At 71.4% G+C, this 17,172-nt stretch carries 14 protein-coding genes; 2 read left to right on the top strand and 12 right to left on the bottom strand.

Annotated elements, in window-relative coordinates; translation table 11 throughout:
- Positions 1-54: 54 nt before the first annotated feature.
- On the top strand, positions 55-957 hold the full coding sequence (locus OHS58_RS46845) for an SMP-30/gluconolactonase/LRE family protein (RefSeq protein ID WP_328646553.1): 903 nt from the start codon (positions 55-57) through the stop codon (positions 955-957).
- Between the two features lie 791 nt (positions 958-1,748).
- Here the strand turns inward: OHS58_RS46845 and OHS58_RS46840 are convergent.
- The 11 genes from OHS58_RS46840 to rsmD form a co-directional block, all read right to left on the bottom strand.
- The gene (locus OHS58_RS46840) at positions 1,749-2,927 is read right to left on the bottom strand and encodes an MAB_1171c family putative transporter (RefSeq protein ID WP_328646552.1); all 1,179 of its coding nucleotides are present in this window, start codon (positions 2,925-2,927) and stop codon (positions 1,749-1,751) included.
- Positions 2,924-3,445, bottom strand: a complete 522-nt coding sequence (locus tag OHS58_RS46835) for a hypothetical protein (RefSeq protein ID WP_326951809.1) — start codon at positions 3,443-3,445, stop codon at positions 2,924-2,926. The genes OHS58_RS46840 and OHS58_RS46835 overlap by 4 nt, the downstream gene beginning before the upstream one ends.
- Positions 3,446-4,655: 1,210 nt before the next feature.
- Positions 4,656-5,087 (bottom strand): helix-turn-helix domain-containing protein, encoded by a 432-nt coding sequence (locus OHS58_RS46830; protein ID WP_326955335.1) that lies wholly within the window; start codon positions 5,085-5,087, stop codon positions 4,656-4,658.
- Positions 5,088-5,145: 58 nt separating this feature from the next.
- On the bottom strand, positions 5,146-6,015 hold the full coding sequence (gene mutM / locus OHS58_RS46825) for a bifunctional DNA-formamidopyrimidine glycosylase/DNA-(apurinic or apyrimidinic site) lyase (protein ID WP_328646551.1): 870 nt from the start codon (positions 6,013-6,015) through the stop codon (positions 5,146-5,148).
- A 142-nt stretch (positions 6,016-6,157) separates the two neighbouring features.
- Positions 6,158-6,907 (bottom strand): ribonuclease III, encoded by a 750-nt coding sequence (rnc, locus tag OHS58_RS46820; protein WP_247062160.1) that lies wholly within the window; start codon positions 6,905-6,907, stop codon positions 6,158-6,160.
- A 13-nt stretch (positions 6,908-6,920) separates the two neighbouring features.
- Positions 6,921-7,103 (bottom strand): 50S ribosomal protein L32, encoded by a 183-nt coding sequence (gene rpmF, locus OHS58_RS46815; RefSeq protein WP_247062158.1) that lies wholly within the window; start codon positions 7,101-7,103, stop codon positions 6,921-6,923.
- Positions 7,104-7,173: 70 nt separating this feature from the next.
- On the bottom strand, positions 7,174-7,782 hold the full coding sequence (locus OHS58_RS46810) for a YceD family protein (RefSeq protein ID WP_326947033.1): 609 nt from the start codon (positions 7,780-7,782) through the stop codon (positions 7,174-7,176).
- A gap of 77 nt (positions 7,783-7,859) precedes the next feature.
- Positions 7,860-8,588, bottom strand: coding sequence for a DivIVA domain-containing protein (locus tag OHS58_RS46805; RefSeq protein WP_247062153.1), 729 nt, complete (start codon positions 8,586-8,588; stop codon positions 7,860-7,862).
- Between the two features lie 201 nt (positions 8,589-8,789).
- Positions 8,790-9,491 carry a ribonuclease domain-containing protein gene (locus OHS58_RS46800; RefSeq protein ID WP_328646550.1) on the bottom strand — a complete coding sequence of 234 codons (702 nt, stop codon included), beginning with the start codon at positions 9,489-9,491 and terminating at the stop codon, positions 8,790-8,792.
- A gap of 133 nt (positions 9,492-9,624) precedes the next feature.
- Positions 9,625-10,110, bottom strand: coding sequence for a pantetheine-phosphate adenylyltransferase (coaD, locus tag OHS58_RS46795; RefSeq protein ID WP_247062151.1), 486 nt, complete (start codon positions 10,108-10,110; stop codon positions 9,625-9,627).
- Positions 10,111-10,152: 42 nt separating this feature from the next.
- Positions 10,153-10,713 carry a 16S rRNA (guanine(966)-N(2))-methyltransferase RsmD gene (gene rsmD, locus OHS58_RS46790; protein ID WP_328646549.1) on the bottom strand — a complete coding sequence of 187 codons (561 nt, stop codon included), beginning with the start codon at positions 10,711-10,713 and terminating at the stop codon, positions 10,153-10,155.
- 123 nt (positions 10,714-10,836) lie between these two features.
- On the opposite strand from rsmD, the gene OHS58_RS46785 reads away from it, so the two are divergent.
- Positions 10,837-12,954 carry a HelD family protein gene (locus OHS58_RS46785; protein WP_328646548.1) on the top strand — a complete coding sequence of 706 codons (2,118 nt, stop codon included), beginning with the start codon at positions 10,837-10,839 and terminating at the stop codon, positions 12,952-12,954.
- Between the two features lie 462 nt (positions 12,955-13,416).
- Here OHS58_RS46785 and OHS58_RS46780 read toward each other — a convergent pair whose 3' ends face one another.
- The gene (locus OHS58_RS46780) at positions 13,417-17,172 is read right to left on the bottom strand and encodes an nSTAND1 domain-containing NTPase (protein WP_442875503.1); all 3,756 of its coding nucleotides are present in this window, start codon (positions 17,170-17,172) and stop codon (positions 13,417-13,419) included.

The raw sequence follows: 17,172 nt of genomic DNA, 5'->3' as shown, positions 1-17,172 counted from the left end.
GGTTCGGTGTACGATGATCGAAGCAGGATGACATTCGGACTCGGGAGGTGAGAGATGGATCTGGTCAAGGCGGATTTCCAGGTGCTCGACGAGCGGTTCACACCCGTCAACGGCGACGAGTGGATGCAGCGCCTGCACACCGGCTGCCGCTGGACCGAGGGGCCGGCGTACTTCCCGGCCGGGCGCTACCTGGTGTTCAGCGACATCCCGAACAACCGCACGCTGCGCTGGGACGAGACGACGGGCCAGGTCGGCGTCTTCCGGCAGCCGTCGGGCTACGCGAACGGGCACACGGTCGACCGGCAAGGCAGACTGATCAGCTGCGAGCAAGGTCCCCGGCGGGTGACGCGCACCGAGCACGACGGGTCGGTCACCGTGCTCGCGTCACACTTTCAGGGGAAGAAACTGAACAGCCCCAACGACGTCGTCGAGCACTCCGACGGCTCGATCTGGTTCACCGACCCGAGTTACGGCATCGACAGCGACTACGAGGGCTACCGCGCGGAGAGCGAGATCGGCGCGTGCCACGTGTACCGCGTCGACCCGGCGGACGGCGAGGTGCGCATCGTCGCCGACGACTTCTCCCGCCCGAACGGGCTCGCCTTCTCGGCCGACGAGTCACTGCTGTACATCGCCGACACGCGCCAGGAACCCAGCCACATCAGGGTGTTCGACGTCCGCGCCGACGGCACGCTGACCGGCGGCGACATCTTCGGAACCTGCGACAGCGGCGGCTTCGACGGCGTACGAGTCGACAGCGAGGGCAACGTCTGGGCGGCGGCGCACGACGGCCTGCACTGCTTCGCCCCGGACGGCACCCGCATCGGCAAGCTCCGGATGCCGGAGGTCTGCTCGAACTTCACGTTCGGCGGCGAGAGGAGGAACGAACTGTTCGTTACCGCATCAAGCTCGCTGTACACGCTACGGGTGACGGTGAACGGCGCCCGCTACCCATGAGCCCCGGCGGCTGTCCTGGCTCGGCGGCGGCGGCAGGCGCGGCCGGAGCAGGGCACGTGAACGCTGCGGTTCGGAGTTGGGTTCGGCAGCACCTCATAACCAGGGCCGAAGCCGACACCCGCGGGCGGGCGGCTGAGAACGCAGCAGCCCGAACCTCGTTCGGCGGCACCCGTAGCTGAGACCGAGTTGACACCGCGCGTGGTGGGGTCAGCTGAGCGCGGCTGACCGAATCTGGTTCAGCGGAGGCCGATGTGGCTGGAGCCGACAGGAGGCGGGCCGGCTGAGCGGCGAGGTCCGGACCGGTTCGGCGGGAGCTGGCGTGGCTGGAGCCGACGAGCGGCAGGTCAGCTGAGTGCTGCGGCTCGGACCGGGTTCGGCCGGAACCGGCGCACGGAGCTGGCTGGCGACAGGCAGCGGGACAGCTAGGCACCGCGGCCCGAACCTCGTTCGGTTGGAACCGGCAACTCGAGCCAGTGGGCGACACGAGACGAAGTCAGCCGAGCACCGCAGCCCGAACCGGGTCCGGTTGGAGCCAGCGGCTGGAACCGACGGGCGACACGTGGCGGGGTCAGCTGAGCACCTCGACCCGAACGTGGTCCGGTCGGAACCAGCTACCGAAACCGGCGAGCGACAGGAAGCGGGACAGCTGAGTGCCGCTGTCCGAACCGAGGTCGGCTGGAACCGGCAACTCGAGCCAGTGGGCGACACGAGACGAAGTCAGCTGAGTGCCGCGGCCCGAAGCGGGTTCGGTTGGAACCCGCGACCGGAGCCGGCGGGCGACGGGTGGCGGGTCAGGTGAGTGCTGCTGTCCGGACCTCGTTCAGCAGCGCGTTGCGGCGCCAGGCTCGGCTCACCCGGACGAGCCAAGCTGCCTCGGCTTGGACGTCTGCGTCCACGTCGGCGATGTGCTTTGGCTCCTCGTCGGCCGGGGCGAACTTGTGGCCTTTGCGCTCTGCCTCTATCGCCGCTGCCAGGGTGACTGCCTCCACCGTTGCCGCGACATCGGCTTCCGGGACTCCTGCGCGGCGGGCTTCCTCCTCCGCGCGGGCCGGGAGCTGTGGGTCGAAGTGGGCGCGTAGGGCCAGGTGGCCGTCGCGGATTTCGATGACCCTGCGGTACAGCGCGAACTCGGGGCCGCTCGTCAGCTCGTGGCCCGGATTGAGTGCGATGCCCGGGACGGCCGCGTGCAAGGCCGTCCACAGGGGCTCGATGCGGCGGTACGCCCGGTACGCGCGCACCCGGCCCAGCACCGATGACACCGCCGGCGACCACGCGCTCAGCGTCGCCCCGGCGGTGAGGAAGCTGACCGTCGTCGCCGCGAGGACCGAGGACAGCACGTCCTCGCGGGCGCCGATCCTCGCTGTCCGGAGCAGCTGGCGGACGTCGTCGACGTCCCAGAACGTCCAGGCGAACGCGGCGCCCACCCCGCCCACCAGCAGCCAGAGCCCGGCGCGCAGCGGGCCCGGCTCCGCGTGCCACGCGCTGCGGACGAACACCGTGATCAGCAGGCCGAGGCTGATCAGGCCGTAGGCCAGGAACACGCCCTGGTTGGCGAGCGCGAACGGCAGACCGGCTTTGGAAACGACCATGTCGTCGCCGTCGCGTTCCGGCCCGGACAGCGCGTAACACACCGCTAGCAGCACCATCGCCGCGCCGGTGAACAGCGCGTGCGGGGCGAGCCGGGCGCCTTCGCCGCGCCACACCGACTGGCTGAAGGCGACCGCGAAGCCGATCGCGGCGAACTTCAGCTCGTCACCCACCAGTGGCGCGACCCAGTCGAACACCGGGCCCTGGCCGACGAGGGCCTCCATCGCCGGGGTCAGCACGACGATCCCGGCGGCGATGCAGATGCCGAACCCGGCGAGGAACCACATGGTGCGCACCGGCTGGCTGCGGCGCGCCTCGACAAGCTTGTACCCGAACCCGGCGAATCCCACCAGGCACAGGTGATAGGCCAGCGTCTCGATCACGGCGTACGGCGGGGGCCGAACAGCGAATCGAAGCGTCGGACGCCGTCCGGGACGTCGGCCGCCGGTTCGCGCGGCTCTTCGGGCCGCACGACGCGCTGAGCGAGCAACGTCGCGACCAGTTCCGCCTCGCGCTCCTCGACCTCGGTGTAGGTGGTGCGGCCCAGGACCCGCCGGACCAGCTCGGGCGAGAGGTTCGGCATCAGCTGCCGACCCGCGGCGGCGTCGATGGCCGCGCCGTCGGCGCCGGCGCCGGAACCCGTGTGCCCGCACAGCAGGTGCCCGACCTCGTGCAGCAGGATGTGCCGCCGGTGCAGGGCGGTCGTGTTGGTCGGGTAGAGGATGTAGTCGGCGCGTTCGGTGCTCATCAGCAGCCCGCACGGCGCGCCTTCGGGGGCGCTGACCGGCATCAGCTCGATCGGGCGCCCGCGCACGGCGGCCAGGCCGGCGACGAACGCCTCGGCATCGAACGGTTCCGGAAGGCTGACGGCGTCGGCGACCTCACGGGCACGCCGCCACAACGCACGGCCCGGTCTCCGCGCGGAGAGCCGCGATGGTCGTTCCGCCACGTCAGCCCTCCTCGCATCACGCCGCCACGGCCGGATTCGTCGCGGCAGGCGATGGCGAGAGCCCGCTCCGGGATCCGGTTTTCGTCCGCACCGCCATGCCGACCCCGCGAACCTACCGCGACAACGGGCGCCTCGGGGCCACCACGTCAGTTCTCACCTCACCGCGAGGCCCGAAGTGTGCCCGCGCGGCCCCGAACGACGACGTTGGCTCTCCTCGCGACGCCTTAGTGGCCCGCCGCCGAGCTGATGCCGCGCCAGGTCCCCGACACGACGCCCGAAGTGTGCGTGCGGACCCGAGCCATGACGCAGTGGCACTCCCCCGCAACGCCTCGCCCGACGCATCCACGCAGCCCGAACAACGACGCATCGGCACTCCCTCACGACGCCTTAAGTGATCCGCCACCGAGCTGACACCGCGCCAGCTCCCCGACACAACACCCGACGCAGCCCCGAACGACAACGCATCGGCACTCCCCCGCGACACCTCAAGCGGGTTACAGCCGAGCTGACGCCGCATCCGCTCCCCGACCAGCTCCGACGTGTGCCTGCGGTCCGAGCGATGACCCATTGGCACTCCTTCGGGACGCCTCAAGTGATCCGCAGCTGAGCTGACGCCACGTCGACTCCCAGACACAACACCTGGTGTGCACCCACGCAGCCCCAAGCGATGAGACATTGGCTCTCCCCGCAAGGCCTCGAGTGGTCCGCGGCCGAGTCGACGCCGCGCCAGATCACCGACACAACGCCCGACGCGTACCGACGCAGCCTCGAGCGATGACGTGTCGGCTCTCCCTCACGACGCCTCAAGTGGTCCGCGGCCGAGCTGACCCCGCATCCGCTCCCGACTCAACCCGCCGACGGGTGCCTACGCAGCCTCGAACGAAGACGCAGTGCCTCTCCTCCGCGATGCCTCGAGTGGGTCCGCGGCCGAGTTGGCGCCGCGTCAGATCACCTACACAACGCCCGATCTATACCCACGCGGCCCCGAGGGGTGACGTAGTGGTTCTCCTGGGCCGCCCAGGTAGCGATGCCGTCGCGAAGCCTGGAGGTCGCTGTTCAAGGCAGCGACGCATCACCACACCCGAAGTGCGCCCGGCGGCTCGTCCCCACGTGACGCTCGGGGTGCTTCCGTCGCGACGTCGAAGTGTGGTCGCGCGGTGGGTCAGTTGTCCTTCTTCGGGGCGCGGCTTGCTTCCCTGCGGGCTATTGCGTCGATCATGTCGCTGATCGTGTCCAGGCCGTCCGCTGACAGTGTCACCGCTCGCAGGGCCAGGTCGCGGACGCCCGCGTCGCGTAGGGCGCCCAGTAGGGCCAGTTCGTCGGCTATCTTGCGGCTCTGCTCGTCGTCGAAGAAGTAGGCCGGGGGGACTCCGAAGAACTGGGCCAGGGCTTCCAGGTGACGTTTGGTCGGGTTGGTGCGCCGGCCGGTGCGCAGCTGCCACAGGTAGGTTGTCGAGAAGCTTTCGCCCGTGGCCTCGCGGCAGGCCGTCGCGACCTCCTCGTTGCTGTACGGCTCGCGATCAGACCTGCGGACCACGTGGAACAGCTGGTCGACCTTGTCGGCCAGCGTCGACTTGCCGGGCTCCTTGACCACGTTGCACTCCCTCAGCTACCAGGCGTATTCATCCTAGCTGAAAGGCGAACACCTTTTATCAACGCGAGTTCGCCCTCGGCCGGGGCTGGCACCGCGGGCACGAGAACGACGACCTGTTCATGAACGGCTCCCGCCGGATCGGCGAGCCGCAGCGGTGGCACGGCAGGCCCTCCTGGCCGTACGCGTCGAGCGAACGGTCGAAGTAACCCGACTGCCCGTTGACGTTGACGTACAGCGCGTCGAACGAGGTGCCGCCCTGGCCCAGGGCCGCGTTCATCACGTCCGACGCCGCGGACAGCAGCTCGCGGCACTTCGCGACGGTGAGCTTCTCCGTCGGCCGCGCCCAGTGCAGCTTCGCGCGCCACAACGCTTCGTCTGCGTAGATGTTGCCGATGCCCGATACCAGGGTCTGGTCTAACAAGGCGCGCTTGATCTCGGTGCGGCGGGACCGCAGGGCCTTGACGGCCGTGTCGAGGTCGAACGCCGGGTCCATCGGGTCGCGCGCGATGTGCGCGATCGTGCCGGGCAGCAGCACGCGCTCGCCGATGTCGGTCAGGTCGTCGAGCACCAGGCCGCCGAAGGTGCGCTGGTCGACGAACCGCAGTTCCGGCCCGCCGTCGTCGAAGCGCAGCCGGACGCGCAGGTGCTTCTCGTCCGGCGCGTCTTCGGGCTGGACGAGCATCTGCCCGCTCATCCCGAGGTGGGCGACGACGGCTTCCTTGTCGGACAGCTCCAGCCACAGGTACTTGCCCCGCCGCCGCGCGGCTTCGACGCGGACGCCCTTGAGCCGCCGGGTGAAGTCGTCCGCACCCGGCACGTGCCGGCGGATCGCCCGCGGGTGCAGGACCTCGGCCTCGCGGACGGTCCGGCCGGCGACGTGCGCTTGCAGGCCCACGCGGACGACTTCGACCTCGGGAAGTTCGGGCATGACGTCATTGTGCCCGGGGGGTACGACACTTTTCGCAGGGGCGGTGCCGAGGGCAAAAGAAATCCGCCTGTCTCCCGGAGGATTCGTGGCGGATGGCCACGAACGCCTCTGGGCTACAGGCGGATCAGGGGAACGCGAGGCTTCAGGCGTCCCCGGTGTCCTTCTTCTCGGCCTCGAGCTCGGCCGACAGCGAGCGCCAAGCCGTCTCGGCGGCCTTCTGCTCGGCTTCCTTCTTCGTCGAACCCGAACCCGTGCCGAGGGGACGGCCGCCGATGAGGACGGTGGCCGTGAACTCCTTGCGGTGGTCCGGGCCTGTGTCCTCGACGCGGTACTCGGGCACACCGAGACCGGCCGACGCCGTCAGCTCCTGCAGGCTGGTCTTCCAGTCGAGACCGGCACCGCGCAGCGGAGCTTCGGCGAGCAGCCCGTCGAAGAGGTGGTGCACGAGCTTGCGGGCGATCTCGATGCCGTGCGCGAGGTAGACGGCACCGATCACCGCCTCCAAGCCATCGGCGAGGATGCTCGCCTTGTCCCGGCCGCCGGTGAGCTCTTCGCCCTTGCCCAGCAACAGGTGCGCCCCGAGCCCGCCCTCGCCCAGCCCGCGCGCGACCCGGGCCAGCGCGTGCATGTTGACGACGCTGGCACGGAGCTTCGCGAGCTGACCTTCGGGCAGGTCGGGGTGTGTGTTGTACAGGTGATCGGTGACGACCAGGCCGAGCACGGCGTCACCGAGGAACTCCAGCCGCTCGTTCGGCGGCAGGCCCCCGTTTTCGTACGCGTACGAACGGTGGGTCAGCGACAGAACGAGTAGCTCGGGGCCGAGTGTGACTCCGAGCGCTTCGAGCAACGCCGCCGAATCGGCTGGTGGTCCCCCGGGCGTCTTGCCCCCCATATCGGCTACCCGATCAGGCGGGCTCGACGACCTGGCGGCCGTTGTGCTGGCCGCACGACGGGCACGCGATGTGCTGGAGCTTCGGCTGCTTGCAGGCGCGGTTGGAGCAGGGCACCAGCTGAACCGGAGCCGCCTTCCACTGGCTGCGGCGGGCGCGCGTGTTGGATCGCGACATCTTCCGCTTCGGGACGGCCACGAGTAGATCTCCTTAAGACGGTCTGCTCGCGGTGCGAGCGAACTTTCCTCACCGACGAGCTGGACGCTCGTCAGGCTTGCTCTTGCTCAGCGGGGTCCTGCGCAGGCTTTTCGCCCGCATTCTCGTCGAAGCGCTCGACCAGTGCGGCCCACCGAGGGTCTATCTTCTCATGCCCGTGTCCGGGCTCGAGATCGGCCCACTTGACGCCGCAGCCGATGCAGAGCCCGGCGCAGTCTTCGGTGCACAGCGGCGCCAAGGGCAGCGCCAGGACGACGGCGTCGCGGACGGTCGGTTCGAGGTCGATGCGGTCGTCGACCAGCCGCGGGATCTCGTCCTCGTCGGTGGTCTCCTCGGTGACCGAGCCCGGGTAGGCGAACAGCTCCTGGACCTCGACCTCGACCTCCTCGACGACCGGGTCGAGGCAGCGCGCGCAGTTGCCCTTCGCGGTCGCCGTCGCGGTGCCGCTGACGAGCACACCTTCGACGACGGACTCGAGCAGCAGGTCGAGCCGGAGCTCGGAGCCGGCGTCGATGGTGATGACATCGGGGACGCCCAGGGGCGTCTCCACCGGCACGCTGCGCTGGAGAGCGCGGCTGAGACCGGCGTGACGGCCGAGCTCACGGGTGTCGATCACCCACGGGCTGCGGCCATCGAGCTGGGGGGTCTTGTTCTCGGACATCCAGTCCAGAGTACGCACGGGGTGCCGGCCCGTTCGAGCTGGCACCCACGCACGTCACCAAGCGGCCGAGAGGCTCGTCACACCTGATAGTCGTAGAGCGTCGGGCGGCCGCCGCTGTTGGGCAGGTTCGCCGGGGAACGCAGGTGGTTGCGGCCCGAGTCGACGGTGCGCAGCGTCGTCGCCAGCAGCTCCGAGAACTCCGCGAGCTTGCCGTCGACGTACGCGTCGCAGTCGCCGCGCTGGCGGTCCGCTTCCGCGTGCGCCTCGTCGACGATGCGGGCCGACTCGGCGTGCGCCGCCTGGACGACCTCCGTCTGCGCCACCAGCCGGGACTGCTCGAGGCGGCCGTCTTCGATGGCGCGGTCGTAGGCGTCGCGGCCGGCCTGGATCATCCGCTCCGACTCGCCGCGGGAGCGGTCGGTGAGGTTCTGGTACTCGGCCTGGCCCGCCGCGACCGTGCGATCGGCCTGGTCGTGCGCGTCGGCGAGCATCTGCTCCGCGCGGGCCCGGGCGTCGGCCAGGATGCGCTCGGCCTCGTCGGTGGCCTCGGCGATCGCGCGCTCGGCCTCGGAGTTCGCCCCCGCGACCGTCTCGCCTGCCTCCTTGCGGGCGGCGTGGATCAGGTCGTCACGCTTGTCCAGCACGTCCTGGGCGTCGTCGACCTCCGCCGGCAGTGCGTCGCGGACGTCGTCCAGGAGTTCGAGGACGTCGCCGCGGGGCACCACGCAGCTGGACGTCATCGGGACGCCGCGCGCCTCCTCGACGATGGTGACGAGCTCGTCGAGCGCCTCGAAAACCCGGTACACGGCAACTCCAATCCCCTGTCGCTGGGACCAGTCTGCCCTCATCCGGCGCCGAAGCGGTGAAGGCGCACGGCGCCGGGCGTGTCCGCGCTTCACGACAGGGTGAACGCCGGATCGGTGATCACCTTCACGAGCTGGTCGTGGGTCGCGCCGGGTCTCCCCCGTCCGTGTCCCGAATGACCACGGACGAGGGAGTCACCGCGTTCAGGCGTTCAGGTCGACGGCCTTGAAGGTGACGTAGCGGTCGGGGGTGTAGGCCAGCTCGCCGGCCTTGCCGGAGATCACGCGGTCGTTCGTGCCGACGGCGAACAGCTTGTAGTAGCCCGCCGCGCAGGCCGGGAGCACGCCTTCGCGGTTCTCGTAGGTCGTGCCGGTGGACGCGCCGCCGCGGACGTTGTCCACCACGGTCTTCGCGGCCGCCGAGAGCTGGGAGTAGCCGATCTTCGCCAGGCCGGAGAGGTTGCCGCACTGCGACGGCGTGCCGCCACCGCCGATGTCGACGACCTGGAAGGTGGCGTAGTGGTCGCCGGTGTAGAAGTACTCGCCGCCGCTGCCGGTCACGATGCGGCGCGTGCCGCGGTTGCTCGCGCCCGGGGTCGGCACCGTGTACTCGTGGTAGTAGCTCGTCGCGCAGGACGGCAGGATGCCCTCCCGGTTGTCGAACACGACGCCGTCGTTCTGCGGGTAGGGGAACGGCCCGCCCTTCTTGATGAGGTTGTAGGTCGTCGTGGCCTCGGCGGGCAGCGACGAGAGCGCTTTGTGCGTGAACCCGGCGAGGTTGCCGCACTGGTTCTGCGCCGCGACGGCGGGTGCGCTGGTGACCGCTTCGGCGGCGGTGACCCCGGTGAACAGCGTGGCCAGGAGCGCGAAGACAACCGCGACCAGGCGAGATCGGGAGTTGGTCATTTTCGGACCGTAACCCGATCGAGTGATCGTCAGAAGACGGGAATGTGAACTCCGCCGCTGCCGGCCCGAAGTCCCGACGTTCGTAGGGGGCCGATCGACGGGAACCGGACGCGCGGGGCTCTCTTGTGGAGCGTCAGCGGCCGAGCGCGGGGAACTTCGCCGACAGCCGCTCGTAGACGATCTCGGGCACCAGGTGCTCGATGTCGCCGCCGAGGGCCGCGACCTCCTTGACCAGCGAGCTCGACACGAACCCGTACGCCGGGTTGTTCGCCATCAGCAGCGTCTCGACGCCGGTGAGCTCGCGGTTCATCTGCGCCATCTGCAGCTCGTAGTCGAAGTCGCTGACCGAGCGCAGGCCCTTGGCGATCGCCGCGATGTCGTTGTCGCGGCAGTAGTCGACCAGCAGGCCTTCCCACGAGTCGATCCGCACGTTCGGCAGCTTCGAGGTGATCTCGCGCAGCATCTCCAGGCGCTCTCCGAGTTCGAAGAGGCCCTTCTTGCTCTTGTTCACCCCCACCGCGACGACGACCTCGTCGAACAGCCTGCTCGCCCGCTCGATGATGTCGAGGTGCCCGTTGGTGGCCGGATCGTAGGAACCGGGACAGACCGCACGCCGCATGGCGCGGACGCTACCGTGCCCGCGCGCTCCACGCGGGGTGGTTCACACCACAGCCGCGAATTCCGCCCAGTACACCGCCGTGTCGCCGTACTTCTTCGCGCGCGAGGGCTCGAAACCGGCCGGCCAGTCCGGCTCGCCGTCACGCGCGGCGCGTTCGACGACGACCAGCGCGCTCTCGCCGAGCCAGCCGCCCTCGGCCAGCGCCGCGAGGACCTTGCCGAGGGCCGCGGCGTCCACGGCGTAGGGCGGGTCGGCGAGCACCAGGTCGTAGGCCCGCGGCGCCGGCGCGGCGACCACCGCCTCGACCTGGCCCGCGCGGACCGTGCCGCCCAGGCCCACCGTCGCGACGTTGGCGCGCAGGACGTCGACGGCGCGCCGGTCGGACTCGACGAACAGCGCGCCGGCGGCGCCGCGGGAAAGCGCCTCCAGGCCGAGCGCGCCGGAGCCCGCGTAGAGGTCGAGCACGTGCGCGCCGTCCAGCTCACCGGCCGTCCCGAGGGCGTTGAACAGGGCCTCCCGCACGCGTTCCGACGTCGGCCGGGTGCCCTTCGGGGGCACCTTCAGCCGCCGGCCGCCCGCCGTTCCGGCCACGATCCTGGTCACCCCCTGATTGTGCGGGGATGACACGGAGCACGGATGGCCGGGACATTGGTGAACCCGCCGGACGCAACGCGTAGAGTCGTTCTTCGCCCTCGGAGGCGATCCAGAGCTGTCAAGGAGCCATGCGTGTCGGAACCTCGGGTCAGACGGGCCGAGATCGCCATCGAACAAGCCCACGTCGATCACGTCTACACCCGTCTGGACGAACTGCGGACCCAGGCCGAGGCGATGCGCACCAAGGGCTACGAGCTCGGCCAGGGCGCGCAGCGCGAGGCGATCTTCGAGCAGGCGTCGATGCTGTTCGAGCGCGACATGATGGTGTACCACGCCAACCAGACGCTCCAGTCGCTCGACGCCGAGTACGAGGGCCTGGTGTTCGGCCGGCTCGACCTGCGCGAGGACAACGAACGCGTCTACGTCGGCCGGCTCGGCATCCGCGACGCCGAGTTCGACAACCTCGTCACGGACTGGCGCGCCCCGGCCGCGGCGGCGTTCTACCAGGCCACCGCCGAAGAGCCGATGGACGTCGTGCGCCGGCGGGTGATCCGCTGCTCCGGGCAGAACGTGCTCGACGTCGACGACGACGTGCTGATGGCCGACGCCGTGCCCGAGGACATGCAGATCGTCGGCGAGGGCGCGCTGATGGCCGCGCTGGGGCGCTCGCGCGGCGAGAAGATGCGCGACATCGTCGCGACCATCCAGAAGGAGCAGGACGAGGTCATCCGGGCGCCGTGGCGCGGCGTCACGGAGATCACCGGCGGGCCGGGCACCGGCAAGACCGCCGTCGCCCTGCACCGCGCCGCCTACCTGCTCTACCGCCACCGCCGTCAGCTCGGCGGGGCCGGCGTGCTCGTGATCGGGCCGTCCGGGGTGTTCACCAGCTACATCTCGCGCGTCCTCCCCTCGATGGGTGAGACGAACGTCGAGCTGCGCGCGCTCGGCGAGGTCCTCGACGGCCTGGAGGCGACGCGGCAGGACGCGGCGCCGCTGGCCGCGATCAAGGGCTCGCTGCGGATGCGGCGGGTGCTGCTGCGCGCGCTGCGCGACACACCGCCGGACGCGCCGGAGGAGATGCGGATCGTCTACCGCGGCGAGGTCCTCAAGCTGGACGCGCGCGAGCTGGAGAAGGTGCGTCGCAAGGCCCACACGCAGGGCGCGCCGCCGAACCGGTCGCGGATCCGGGCGGCGGAGATGCTGCTGGACGCGCTGGCGACGAAGGCCGAGGGGTACGCGAAGGCCGACGGCAAGCCGTTCGAACGGGCCGACCTGGTCTCCGACCTCGGCGAGCGGATCGAGTTCCACCGCTTCCTGGTCGTGTGGTGGCCGGTGCTGTACCCGGCGCAGATCCTGAAGTGGCTGGGCGAGGAGAAGCGGCTGGCGGCGGCGTCGAAGGGCGTGCTGAACCGGCCGGAGATCTCGCTGCTGGCCGCGGACCTCGCGGACCGCTCGCGGGGCTGGTCGATCGCGGACGTCGCGCTGCTCGACGAGCTGCGGGTGCTGCTCGGGCCGCCGCCGAAGCGCAAGCGCCGTCAGGTGGTCGAGGGCGAGGTCGAGCGCGGCGGGGGCGGCACCACCCGGCCCGAGCACTACGACGAGTACTCGCACGTCGTCGTCGACGAGTCGCAGGACCTGTCGCCGATGCAGTGGCGGATGGTCGGGCGGCGCGGGAAGTACGCGAGCTGGACGGTCGTCGGCGACCCGGTGCAGAGCTCCTGGCCGGACCCGGCGGAGGCGGCGCAGGCCCGCGACCAGGCGTTCGGGATCAAGACGACCCGGCGGCGGTTCACGCTGCGCACGAACTACCGGAACTCGGCCGAGATCTTCGACCTGGCGGCCAAGGTGGTGACCGGCCACGCGGAGGCGGGCGAGCTGCCGGTGGCGGTCCGCAAGACGGGTGTCGAGCCGGACGTCCGGCCGGTCGAGCCGGCCGGCCTCGCGTCGGCGACCCAGGCGGCGGTGAAGGAGCTGCTGGGCGCGGTCGAGGGCACGGTCGGCGTGATCACGGCGATGGATCGCGTCCCGGAGGTCGCGGGCTGGCTGGCGGACCAGGCGGACGAGCGGCTGAAAGTCGTCGGCAGCCTGGATTCGAAGGGCCTGGAGTACGACGCGGTGGTCCTGGTCGAGCCGATCGACCTGGTCACGGAGTCGACGACCGGACGCCGGGTGCTGTACGTGGCGCTGACCCGCGCGACGCAGCAGCTGACGGTGCTGGCCTCGAACCCCGACTGGATCCCGGCGGGCTGAGCCGCTCGGTCTGGCGCTCCCGGGGAGCGGCGAGGTCGGGCCCGAGCGGACACGGCGGGGGCGGGAATGGCTCGCGTGGCCTGAAGCGGAACTCACGTGATCCGGGCCGGAACTCGCGTGATCCGAGGCGTGACTCGCGTGATCACGGGCGGAACTCGCGTGATCCGGGCCGGAACTCGCGTGATCCGAGGCGTGACTCGCGTGATCACGGGCGGAACTCGCGTGATCCGGGGCGTGACTCGCTTCCTCGCGGATCCCAGCCTGCTTTGCGCGAGAAACGCTGAAGGGCTCCTTCGAGGGGCGGGAGGCAACTTCCCGTGCCCTTGAAGGAGCCCTTCAGACCCCCGGTGAGCGAAACGTTCGTGGGACGCGTCCGTCCGAGGGCATGTCTAGTCGATCCGGGTTGTTCGGTGTCCGCGAGCGGCTACCGAACAACAATGCCGAACAATGTCGTTACGCCGTTCAGGTGCACGGCGGGGCGTAGTCCAGGCCCGGCAGGCTCGCCGTCCACTCGTCCGGGGTGATGCGCGGGGCCGCGATCGCGCAGATCCGCTCGGCCGCGCGATCGGGATCCGTTTCCTGCACCCGGACCGTGCCGTCCGCGATGGCTGCGGCGAGCGTGTGACCGTCCGGGGCGTACCGCACGGCGTAGACGCGGTCGCGTTCCTCCGGCAGGACCGCGCGCGGCGCCGCCGTGTCGACGTCCCACAACCGGATCGTGCGGTCGTAGCCGCCGGAGGCGAGGGTGTGGCCGTCGCCGCTGAACGACACCCCCATCACGATGTCGGTGTGCCCGGTCAGCACCGCTGCCGGGCGCGCGGGGGCGACGTCCCACAGCCGGACCGTGCGGTCGGCGCTCGCCGTGGCGACGCGCCGGCCGTCGGGGCTGAAGGCGATCGAGAAGATCGTGTCCGTGTGCCCTTCGAGCTTCGCCAGCGGCTTCGGCGCGCGCGGCGCCGAGACGTCCCACAGCCGCGCCGTGTGGTCCCAGCCCGCGGTGGCCAGGGTCCGGCCGTCCGGGCTGAACGCGAGGGTGTGGACGTCGTCGACGTGGCCTTCGAGCCGCGCGATCTCCACCGGGTGCGCGCGGTCGGCGAGGTCCCAGAGCCGGGCCGTGTGTCCTTCGCCCGCGGTGGCCAGGAGCCGGCCGTCCGGGCTGAAGGCGACCGCGTCGATGTCGTCACCCGGCCGCGAGAACACCACCGGCGGCCCGGGTTTCGCCGGGTCGGTGATGTCCCGCAACGTCATCGTGTGGTCCCAGCTGCCGGTGGCCAGCGTCCGGCCGTCGGGGCTGATCGCGACGCCGCAGACCGCGTCGCCGAAGCCGTCGATCGTGGCCAGGGGACGCAACGTGCCCAGGTCGCGCAGCCGCACCGTCTTGTCGTAGCCGCCGGTGACGAGCAGGCCGCCGGGGCCGAAGTCCACGTCGCACGCCTTGTCCGTGTGCGCGGGGACGGCGGGGCCCGGCAGGTCCCAGAGCCGGGCGGTCTGGTCGTCGCTGGCCGTGGCGAGGGTGCGGCCGTCCCGGCTGAACACCGCCGAGCCGACGGCGCCGGTGTGCCCCGGCAGCGGCGCCAGCTCGCGCGGCCGCCGCGGGTCGGCGACGTCCCACAGCCGCGCGGTGCGGTCGAACCCGGTGGTCGCGAGGGTGCGCCCGTCGGGGGTGAACGCGACCGACCGCACGATCGCCTTGTGCGCGAGGAGCGCCGAAAGCTGCGCCGGCCGGGCCGGGTCCGTGACGTCCCACAGCCGCGCGCTCTGGTCGGCGCTCGCCGTCGCGAGCGTGTGGCCGTCGGGGCTGAAGGCCACCGAGTGCACGACGTCGGTGTGCCCGGTCGCGACGCCGAGCGGGCGGCGGCCGGCGACGTCCCAGAGCCGCGCCGTCTTGTCCGCCGACGCCGAGGCGAGCAGCTTGCCGTCGGGGCTGAAGGCCAGGTTGTTGACGTACGACGTGTGCCCGGTCAGCTCCCCCACCTGCTTGCGGCTCGCGGTGTCGTACAGCCGGAGCGTGCCGTCGACGTCGCCGGTGGCCAGCAGCGGACCGGCGGGGCTGAACGCGACCGCGTACGCCTTGCCCTCGTGGCGTTCCACGACGACGCCAGGCCCGGGCCGGTGCGGGTCGGTGACGTCCCAGACCCGGACGGTCCCGTCGAAGCCCGCGGTGGCGACGGTCCGGCCGTCGGCGGCGAAGGCGACGTTGTTGACGTTGCCGGTGTGCCCGCTCAGCGTGGCGAGCGGCGCCGGGTGGTGCGGGTCGTGGACGTCCCACAGCCGGGCCGTGCCGTCCCAGCTCGCGGTGGCCAGCACCTGCCCGTCCGGGCGCAGGGCGACGGTGTTGATCCGGCCGGTGTGCCCGGTGAGCCGCGTCGAATACGGCGTCGCGAACACGCCGAGGACGGCGCCGCGCGCATCGGCGGCCGGGTCGAGGCGGTACGCGGCGAGGGCGAGCTGCGCGGCGAGCGCGGGGTTGGTGGCGCGCATGGCCAGCGCCTGGCCGGCGACCTTCTGGGCGAGCGCGCTGTTGCGCTGGCCGGTGGCGGTGGACTCGGCGCGCACCGCGTAGGCCGTCGCGCCGACGGCGAAGACCAGCAGCACGGCCAGGAGCGCGACCAGCTGGCGCAGCCGCCGCGTGCGACGGCGTTCCCGCTGCTGCTCGGCGTGCTCGACGGCGAGGCTGGCGTCGAGGAACCGCCGTTCCCGCTGGGACAGCACGGAGTCCTGGCGCGCGGCCCATTCCCGCGCGATCGCGAGCCGGGTGCCGCGGTAGAGCCAGCCGGGGTCGCGCTCGACGGACTCCCAAGCGTCGGTCGCCTCGGTGAGCTGCCGGTGCACGCGCAGACCTTCGCGGTCTTCGGTGAGCCATTCGCGCAGCCGCGGCCAGCCGCGTATGAGGGCCTCGTGCGCGATGTCGATGCCGGTGTCGTCGAGGGTGACCAGCCGGGCCGCGGCCAGTTCGGCGAGGACGACGGCGGTGTCGTCGTCCTCGGTGTCGAGCTCGTCGCGGCTGAGCCGGCGCTTGGTGTCCTCGGTGCCCTCGCCGAGCGCGGTCATCCGGAGGAAGATCTGCCGCGCCAAGCGTTGCTGGCGCGCGGAGAGCGTGGCGAACGTGCCTTCGGACGTCTGCGCGACGGCCCGTTCGATACCGCCGGTGGACTCGTAACCGGCGAGGGTGAGCGTGGTGCCGCGACGACGTCGCCACGTCTCGAGCAACGCGTGCGAGAGCAGCGGCAGCACGCCGGGCTGGCCGGTGGCGTCCGCGACGAGCCGCGAGACGAGGGCGTTCTCGACGCGGTAGCCGGCGTCGACGGCGGGGCGCGAGATCGCCTGCCGCAGCTCTTCGGTCGTCATCGGGCCGAGGAGGACCTGCGCGTCCTGCATGGCTTCGGCGAGGTCCGCGTGACGCGCGCAGTGGGTGTAGAAGTCGGTGCGGATGCCGAGCACGACCCGGGTCCGGCTGCCGGGTTCGGTGGTCGCGGTGACCAGCGCGGCGAGGAACGCGGCGCGCTCGCCGGCGTCCTGGCAGAGCGTGAAGACCTCTTCGAACTGGTCGACGACCAGGACGACGTCTTCGCCGCCGCCGTCGGCCAATTGCCGTGCGGCGAGGCCGAGGTTGCGCGGGTGGGCGGTGAAGTCGTCGAGCAGCGCGCCGGGCGCGACCCCGAGCGCGGCGGCGAACTTGACCGCGCACTCCTGCAGCGGCCGGGCGCCCGGGGTGAGCAGCACGACGTGGCCGCGGACGGCGGGGAGGAGGCCGGCGCGCAGCAGCGAGGACTTGCCCGAGCCGGACGCGCCGAGGACGGCGAGAAAACGCTGTCTCGACAGGCGGGTGGTGAGCTTTTCGACCAGCCGTTCCCGGCCGAAGAACCGGCTCGCGTCGGCGGCCCCGAACGCGGCCAGGCCGACGTACGGCGGCGATTCCCCGGTTTCCGGCTCGGCTGGTGAATCGGCGCCGCTCCGGTCGTCCGCGACCTCGTGCCAGCGCTTTTCCCAGTCGCCGGCGGTGCCGCCGCAGGCGCGGACGTAGGCCAGAGTCACGGCCAGGCTGGGGAGTTTCCGCCCGCCGGCGGCCTCGGAGAGCGTGCCGGCCGAGTAGTGCGCGCGCCGGCCGAGCTCGCGGTAGGTGGGATTCCCGGCGCTCTCGCGCAATCGCCGGAGATCGGCGGCGAAGTCGGTGAGCAGGTCGTCCCCGGGATCCAGCGGTCGCTCCGGACGCGGCAC

It is taken from the genome of Amycolatopsis sp. NBC_00348 (assembly GCF_036114655.1).
Classification (GTDB): Bacteria; Actinomycetota; Actinomycetes; order Mycobacteriales; family Pseudonocardiaceae; genus Amycolatopsis.
The sequence above is the reverse complement of the archived record's forward strand: the minus strand, read 5'-3'. Positions and strand labels throughout refer to the sequence as shown.

Coding starts and splice junctions, on each gene's coding strand:
- coaD (WP_247062151.1), bottom strand. CDS start 10,110: ATGCGGCGTGCGGTCTGTCCCGGTTCCTACGATCCGGCCACCAACGGG.
- OHS58_RS46810 (WP_326947033.1), bottom strand. CDS start 7,782: ATGTCCGAGAACAAGACCCCCCAGCTCGATGGCCGCAGCCCGTGGGTG.
- rnc (WP_247062160.1), bottom strand. CDS start 6,907: ATGGGGGGCAAGACGCCCGGGGGACCACCAGCCGATTCGGCGGCGTTG.
- mutM (WP_328646551.1), bottom strand. CDS start 6,015: ATGCCCGAACTTCCCGAGGTCGAAGTCGTCCGCGTGGGCCTGCAAGCG.
- OHS58_RS46800 (WP_328646550.1), bottom strand. CDS start 9,491: ATGACCAACTCCCGATCTCGCCTGGTCGCGGTTGTCTTCGCGCTCCTG.
- OHS58_RS46845 (WP_328646553.1), top strand. CDS start 55: ATGGATCTGGTCAAGGCGGATTTCCAGGTGCTCGACGAGCGGTTCACA.